At 74.5% G+C, this 6,531-nt stretch carries 6 protein-coding genes and 1 rRNA gene; 1 reads left to right on the plus strand and 6 read right to left on the minus strand.

What is annotated here, in order from left to right; genetic code table 11:
* Positions 1-45 precede the first annotated feature (45 nt).
* The 3 genes from ACLJOK_RS14905 to ACLJOK_RS14915 all read right to left on the minus strand — a co-directional run bounded on the left by ACLJOK_RS14905 (position 46) and on the right by ACLJOK_RS14915 (position 1,876).
* Complete coding sequence (locus ACLJOK_RS14905; RefSeq protein ID WP_410819171.1) at positions 46-906, minus strand: TlyA family RNA methyltransferase; 861 nt, start codon at positions 904-906, stop codon at positions 46-48.
* Between the two features lie 38 nt (positions 907-944).
* On the minus strand, positions 945-1,127 hold the full coding sequence (locus ACLJOK_RS14910) for a hypothetical protein (RefSeq protein ID WP_410819172.1): 183 nt from the start codon (positions 1,125-1,127) through the stop codon (positions 945-947).
* A 161-nt stretch (positions 1,128-1,288) separates the two neighbouring features.
* Positions 1,289-1,876: a phasin family protein gene (locus tag ACLJOK_RS14915; protein WP_410819174.1), complete on the minus strand. Its 588-nt coding sequence runs from the start codon at positions 1,874-1,876 to the stop codon at positions 1,289-1,291.
* A gap of 111 nt (positions 1,877-1,987) precedes the next feature.
* Here ACLJOK_RS14915 and ACLJOK_RS14920 point away from each other — a divergent pair, with 111 nt between their 5' ends.
* Positions 1,988-2,326 carry an SCP2 sterol-binding domain-containing protein gene (locus ACLJOK_RS14920; protein ID WP_088947517.1) on the plus strand — a complete coding sequence of 113 codons (339 nt, stop codon included), beginning with the start codon at positions 1,988-1,990 and terminating at the stop codon, positions 2,324-2,326.
* A gap of 11 nt (positions 2,327-2,337) precedes the next feature.
* Here ACLJOK_RS14920 and ACLJOK_RS14925 read toward each other — a convergent pair whose 3' ends face one another.
* The 3 genes from ACLJOK_RS14925 to rrf form a co-directional block, all read right to left on the minus strand.
* Complete coding sequence (locus ACLJOK_RS14925) at positions 2,338-3,369, minus strand: HAD-IIA family hydrolase (protein WP_410819175.1); 1,032 nt, start codon at positions 3,367-3,369, stop codon at positions 2,338-2,340.
* Entirely contained in the window at positions 3,366-4,358 is a 993-nt protein-coding gene (locus tag ACLJOK_RS14930) for a tetratricopeptide repeat protein (protein WP_410819372.1), read from the minus strand. The genes ACLJOK_RS14925 and ACLJOK_RS14930 overlap by 4 nt, the downstream gene beginning before the upstream one ends.
* Positions 4,359-6,410: 2,052 nt before the next feature.
* Positions 6,411-6,527: ribosomal RNA gene (rrf, locus tag ACLJOK_RS14935) — 5S ribosomal RNA — on the minus strand.
* Positions 6,528-6,531 lie beyond the last annotated feature (4 nt).

Raw genomic sequence — 6,531 nt, forward strand, 5'->3', positions numbered from 1 at the left:
CGCGTGTCACCGCGCGGCCCGTTGCGGCGCCCTCACTGCGCGCGTTCACCCTGCGACCTCCTCCGCCGCCACGTCCGGCACGTCGCCGGCCGTCGTCGAGCCGTCCGGCCCGGCCGCCACCACGGCCCGCACCCGCTCCGGGTCGGCCGCTGGTGCGCCCCGGCGCAACCATACGAAGAACTCCACGTTGCCGCTCGGCCCGGGCAGCGGGCTGGCCGCCACGTCGGCCAGTCCGAGGCCGAGCCGCGCGGCCGCCGCGGCCACGTCCAGCACCGCTTCGGCGCGCAACTCCGGATCGCGGACCACACCGCCGGCGCCGACCCGGTCCTTGCCGACCTCGAACTGCGGCTTGACCATCAATGCCAGGTCACCGTCGTCGCGGGTGCAGCCGGCCAGCGCCGGCAGCACCAGTCGCAGCGAGATGAACGACAGGTCGGCCACCGTGAGGTCGACCGGGCCACCGATCGTGTCAGCATCGAGAGTACGGACATTCGTGCGCTCCAGGACGCGGACCCGCTCGTTCGTGCGCAGCGGCCAGGCGAGCTGCCCGTAGCCGACGTCCACGGCGACCACCTCGGCCGCGTCGGCGCGCAGCAGCACGTCGGTGAACCCACCTGTCGACGCTCCCGCGTCCAGGCAACGCCGCCCGGCGACGTGCAGCCCACCGGGGGCGAACGCGGCCAGCGCGCCGGCGAGCTTGTGCCCGCCTCGGGAGACGTACTCCTCAGCTGGGTCCGCACCGGTCACCAGGAGCGGGTCGGCGGGGTCGACCATCGCGGCCGCCTTGCGGGCGACCACACCCCGCAGTTGGACCCGGCCGGCCTCCACCAACGCGGCGGCCTGCTCACGGGAGCGGGCCAGACCGCGGCGGACGAGTTCGGCGTCCAGCCGGTTACGACGTGCCATGGGTGGTTCTCCGGTCTGCTCAGGCCTGGTCGTCCCGCTCAGGTCTGGTCGATGGTGGCGAGGGTTTCCCGCAGCGTCTCGTAGGCCGCCTCGTACTGGGCGATCTGGTCGGCGGGAGCGAGCGTCGACGCGTTGGCGATGGCCCGCACGGCGGCGTCCACCGCCGGATGCCGTGTCTCGTCGTCCCCGAGATCCGGCGGCGGCCCGGGGCGGGCACCCACCGGCGGACCGGGACGGGCCGGAAAGGACCCGCCAGCCGGCGGAGCGGGACGGGCCGGGAACGAGCCGCCAGCCGGCGGAGCGGGACGGGCCGGGAACGAGCCGCCAGCCGGCGGGCCGGGACGAGCCGGGAAGGACCCACCCGGCGGTGGACCGGGCCGGGTCATTCGGTGTCGTCCGGCCGCTGCTTGCGGACCGCCTTCTTCGCGGGCATCACCGCCGGTGTCGGGACGTCCTCATCGGCGGTCCGGCTGATCGTCGCCGGCGGCCTCTTGGCGATGGCCTTCTTGGCGACCGCCTTCTTCGCCACGGCCTTCTTCGCCGCCGGCGCGGAGACCGGGGCACCGGCCGAGGCGTCGGACGGCACGAGACCGGTGCCGGGCCGCGCGGCGACGGTCGGGTCGGGTTGTGGCGTGGGACCGGCGGCCGGCGCGCCGGCCGGCTCGGTGGACCGCGCCTCCCGCAGCCGCCGTTCCAGGTCGTGCACCCGCCGGGTCAGCTCGGCCACCTCGTCGGCGGTGGCCAGACCGACAGCGCCGAGGGCCCGGTCGACCTCGAAGCGGACCAGCTTGGTCAGCGCCTCCCGGTTGGCGGCGCCGGTGGTGACCAACTCCTCGCCGAGGGCCTGGAGTTGGGCGGCGGTCGCGCCGCCGGAGCCGACGAGGCGACGTGCCACGTCCTGGGCCTTCTTCCGGGGCGCCTCCGCAAGGCCCATGGCCAGCTCGAGGTAGGCGCGCCACGCGTCCTGCATGCCTGAGTCCTTCCACGGGGCGGGGTGTGCAGGTGTCACGCTACCGGGCACCCCGGACCGACCCGTGCGGTACGGTGCCGAGGACGGCGTGGCGATCAGCGAGGGGGAGATGTGGCCAGCGTGGACGAGTGCCGGCAGGCGTTGCAGGAGCTGGCCGCCCGGTTGGATCGCAACGCCGAGACGGTACGCGAACGGATCGACCTGGACCGCACGCTGGCCTGCCGGATCACCGACCTGGACACCGCGTTCCACGGCCGGATCACCGGCGGCCGACTGGTCGAGCTGACCGACGGCGACGACCCCAAGGCCAAGATCGCGCTGAGTACGTCCAGCGACGACCTGCTCGCCCTGGTCCGGGGCGACCTGGACGTCACCAGCGCGGTGACCTCCCGCCGGGTGTCGATCAAAGCCAATCCGTTCGACCTGCTCAAGCTGCGCAAGCTGCTCTGACGACCGCCGGCTCACGCCGCCGCGGTCAGACCGAAACTCTCCACCGCGTTAGCCGCGTCCTGGCCCACCGGGCGGATCTTCGGCAACGCCGGCACCGGCGCCGACCAGGCCACCGCGCAGAGCGCGGCCAGGGCGTCCAGCGGCCGGCCGGTACCGGCCAGCTCCAGCACACCGTCCCGGTCGGTCACGGACCAACCGCCAGCCTCCGCCGGGCCCGGGACCCGCACGGCGGCAGCCGGGTCGAAGAGCCCCGCCAGGTCTCTCGCGACGTACGTGGGACGTCGCTGCGGCTCGGCGGCCAGCAGCTCCGGTACGCCGCTGACGCCGGTGAGCACGAGCAGGCTGTCCAGCCCGGCCCGGCGGGCGCCCTCGATGTCGGTGTCCAGCCGGTCACCCACCACCAGGCTCCGCCCACCGCCACTGCGCCGGGCGGCGGTCTCGAACAGCGCCGGCTCCGGCTTGCCGACCACCACGTCGGGGTCTCGCTCCAGTGCCGTACGCAGCACGGCAACCAGCGAACCGTTCCCGGGCAGTGGCCCCCGTCCACTGGGCAGGGTCCGATCGGTGTTGGTGGCGATCCAGATCGCACCCGCCCGCACGGCGACCGACGCTTCGGCCAGCTCGGCCCAGCCGACCTGCGGGCCGTACCCCTGCACCACCGCCGCCGGCTTCTCATCGGCCTGGGTGACCGGGTTCAGACCGACCGCGCGCAGCTCCGCGTGCAGCGCCTCCGCACCGACCACCAGCACCGACGCCCCGGCGGGCAGCCGGTCGCGCAGCAACTCGGCCGAGGCGGCGGCGGAGGTGAGGACCTCCTCCGGCCGGGCCGGCACGCCCATCCCGGTCAGCAGGTCCGCGACCTCGCTGGACCGGCGGGACGCGTTGTTGGTGGCGTACGCCACCGCCCGTCCCTCGGCGTGCAGCCGGGCCACCGCCTCGACGGCGCCGGGGATCGGCCGGTCGATCAGGTAGATCACGCCGTCCAGGTCGAAGACGACCAGTGTGTACCCGTCGGCCAGCCGCTCCCCCACGCCCGCGTTCACCGCTGCGTCGACCCCGACTCGTCGTCCCGGGCCGGCACGGTCCCGTCGGCGTCCGCCGCGTCCCCGTTCGCCGCGCCCCCGTCCGTCACGCCGCTGTCGCCAGTGGTGGCCGCGTCGGCGTTGCCGCTCTCGGTGGGGTGACGGTCCTCGTCCTCGTCGTCGAAGCCTTCGTCGTCGGCGGGACGGCCGACAGCGTCGTCCTCCTCGTCGTCGTCGAAGTCCTCGTCGTCGTCATCGTCGGCGGCGTCATCGTCATCGTCGTCGTCGTCATCGTCGTCATCGTCGTCGCCGACTTCGTCATCGTCATCGTCATCGTCGTCGCCGGCCAGGTCGGCGTCGGGTCGGGCCGGCACCGCGCCGGGAGCACCCGGGCCTGCGGCGATCTCCTCGGCGGCCTCTTCCTCGTCGTCACCCTCGATGACCACGCCGTCGAGTTCGAGCAGCCGCTCGGCGGCGTCGGTCTCGCCCTCGGTGTCCACGTCGGAGGCGCGGGAGAACCATTCGCGGGCCTCCTCGCGCCGGCCCACCGCGAGCAGCGCGTCGGCGTACGCGTACCGCAGCCGGGCCGTCCACGGCACGGTGGCCTCGTTGGTGAGGTCCGGGACCTGGAGCATCGCGACCGCGGCGTCCTTCTGCCCGAGGTCACCCCGCGCGCCGGCGGCGACGATCAGCAGTTCGATCGCCACGGCCTGGTCCAGCTTCTCCCGGTCCGCGCCACGGAACAGGTCGATGGCCCGCTCCGGCCGGCCGAGAGCCCGCTCGCAGTCCGCGAGCACTGCCAGGTGGCTCTGCAACCCGCTCATCCGGTGGTACGTGCGCAGCTCGGCGATCGCCGACTGCCACTCCCCCGCGCGGTAGGCGGCCAGGCCGACCGCCTCACGGACAGCGGAGATGCGCGACGCGAGCCGCCGGGCGGCCAGCGCGTGCGCCAACGCCTCGGCCGGGTCCTCGTCGATCAGCTGCCCAGTGGCGACCAGGTGCCGGGCCACCGTCTCGGCGACCGGCTTGTTCAGCGAGAGCAGCTCAGCGCGGACGTCCTTGTCGAGGTCGGTCGCGACGATGTCGTCCGGCAGCGCCGGGGCCGAGTTACGCCCGCCCTCGGACGACTCGGAGCCACCCGAGCGGTCATCGCGACGGAACTCCCCGTCGCGACGCGGCCGATCGTCGGACCGGAAACCCCCGGTACGCTCGCCGCCCCGGTAGCCGCCCTCGCGGTCACCGCCACGGAAGCCACCCTCACGGGGAGCGCTGGAACGCGAACCGTCGCGGTCCCCGCCACGGAAGCCACCCTCGCGGGGAGCGCTGGAACGCGAACCGTCCCTGTCGCCGCCACGGAAACCACCTTCGCGGGGGGCACTGGAACGCGAACCCTCCCGGTCCCCACCGCGGAAACCGCCCTCGCGGGGGGCACTGGTACGCGAGCCGTCGCGGTCGCCTCCCCGGAAGCCACCTTCGCGACGGTCGCCGCCGCGGAAGCCGCCCTCGCGGTCACCGCCACGGAAGCCACCTTCGCGCGGCGGGCCGGAGCGAGTGCGGTCGCCGCCCTGGTAACCGCCCTCACGACGGTCCCCACCACGTGAGCCACCCTCACGGTCACCGCCACGGAAGCCACCTTCACGGGGAGCACTGGTACGCGAGCCGTCGCGGTCGCCTCCCCGGAAACCGCCTTCGCGGCGGTCGCCGCCGCGGAAGCCGCCCTCGCGGTCACCGCCACGGAAGCCACCTTCGCGCGGCGGGCCGGAGCGAGTGCGGTCGCCGCCCTGGTAACCGCCCTCACGACGGTCCCCACCACGGAAGCCGCCCTCGCGGTCACCGCCACGGAAGCCACCCTCACGGGGAGCACTGGAGCGCGAACCGTCGCGGTCGCCGCCCCGGAAACCACCCTCACGGGGAGCACCCGAGCGCGAACCGTCGCGGTCACCACCGCGGAAGCCACCCTCGCGACGGTCGCCGCCGCGGAAGCCGCCGTCGCGGTCACCGCCGCGGAAGCCACCCTCACGGGGAGCGCTGGAGCGCGAGCCGTCACGGTCGCCGCCACGGAAACCGCCCTCGCGGTCACCACCGCGGAAACCGCCCTCGCGGCGGTCGCCGCCCCGGAAACCGCCCTCACGGGGAGCGCTGGAACGCGAGCCGTCACGGTCGCCGCCACGGAAGCCACCTTCGCGGCGGTCGCCGCCCCGGAAGCCACCCTCGCGGTCACCGCCACGGAAGCCACCTTCGCGCGGCGGGCCGGAGCGAGTGCGGTCGCCGCCCTGGTAACCGCCCTCACGACGGTCCCCACCACGGAAGCCACCTTCGCGGGGAGCGCTGGAACGCGAACTGTCGCGGTCGCCGCCCCGGAAACCGCCCTCACGGGGAGCGCTGGAACGCGAACTGTCGCGGTCGCCGCCCCGGAAACCGCCCTCACGGGGAGCGCTGGAACGCGAGCCGTCGCGGTCGCCGCCCCGGAAACCGCCCTCACGGCGGTCGCCGCCCCGGAAACCACCGTCGCGGTCGCCGCCACGGTAGCCACCTTCGCGCGGAGCGCTGGAACGCGAACTGTCGCGGTCGCCGCCCCGGAAACCACCCTCGCGGGGAGCGCCGGACCGGAAGCCGCCCTCACGCGGAGCACCCGAGCGCGACCCGTCACGGTCGCCGCCACGGTAGCCACCTTCGCGCGGAGCGCTGGAACGCGAACCGTCGCGGTCGCCGCCCCGGAAACCACCCTCGCGGCGGTCGCCGCCACGGTAGCCGCCCTCACGGGGGGCGCTGGAGCGAGAGCTGTCCCGGTCACCACCACGGGAGCCAGAGTCGCGGCCGCCGGCGTATCCGCCTCGGGCGCCGCCGCTGTCGCGGTCTCCCCGGTACGGGGGTCGGCCTTGGTCATCGCGGCGCGGGCCGCGGTCGCTTCCGCCCGCACCGTCAGTACGGTCTTCGTAACGACGGGGACGGTCTCCGCCCTGCGGTCCTGAACTCACAGGTACATCCTTCCTGATTGCGCCACCAATGGCGCTACGCAGTCGAGGGCCGACCCGGATGGGGCGGCCCTCGACTGGAAGATTGTCCGGCGGCGTCCTACTCTCCCACACCCTCACGAGTGCAGTACCATCGGCGCTGGAGGGCTTAGCTTCCGGGTTCGGAATGTAACCGGGCGTTTCCCCTCCGCCATGACCGCCGTAACTC

The sequence above is a fragment of the Micromonospora sp. 050-3 genome (assembly GCF_046549335.1).
Lineage (GTDB): Bacteria > Actinomycetota > Actinomycetes > Mycobacteriales > Micromonosporaceae > Micromonospora > Micromonospora trifolii.

Bases quoted from the DNA above. Each gene is read 5' to 3' on its own strand.
- ACLJOK_RS14905 (WP_410819171.1), bottom strand. From the start codon at position 906: ATGGCACGTCGTAACCGGCTGGACGCCGAACTCGTCCGCCGCGGTCTG.
- ACLJOK_RS14915 (WP_410819174.1), bottom strand. From the start codon at position 1,876: ATGCAGGACGCGTGGCGCGCCTACCTCGAGCTGGCCATGGGCCTTGCG.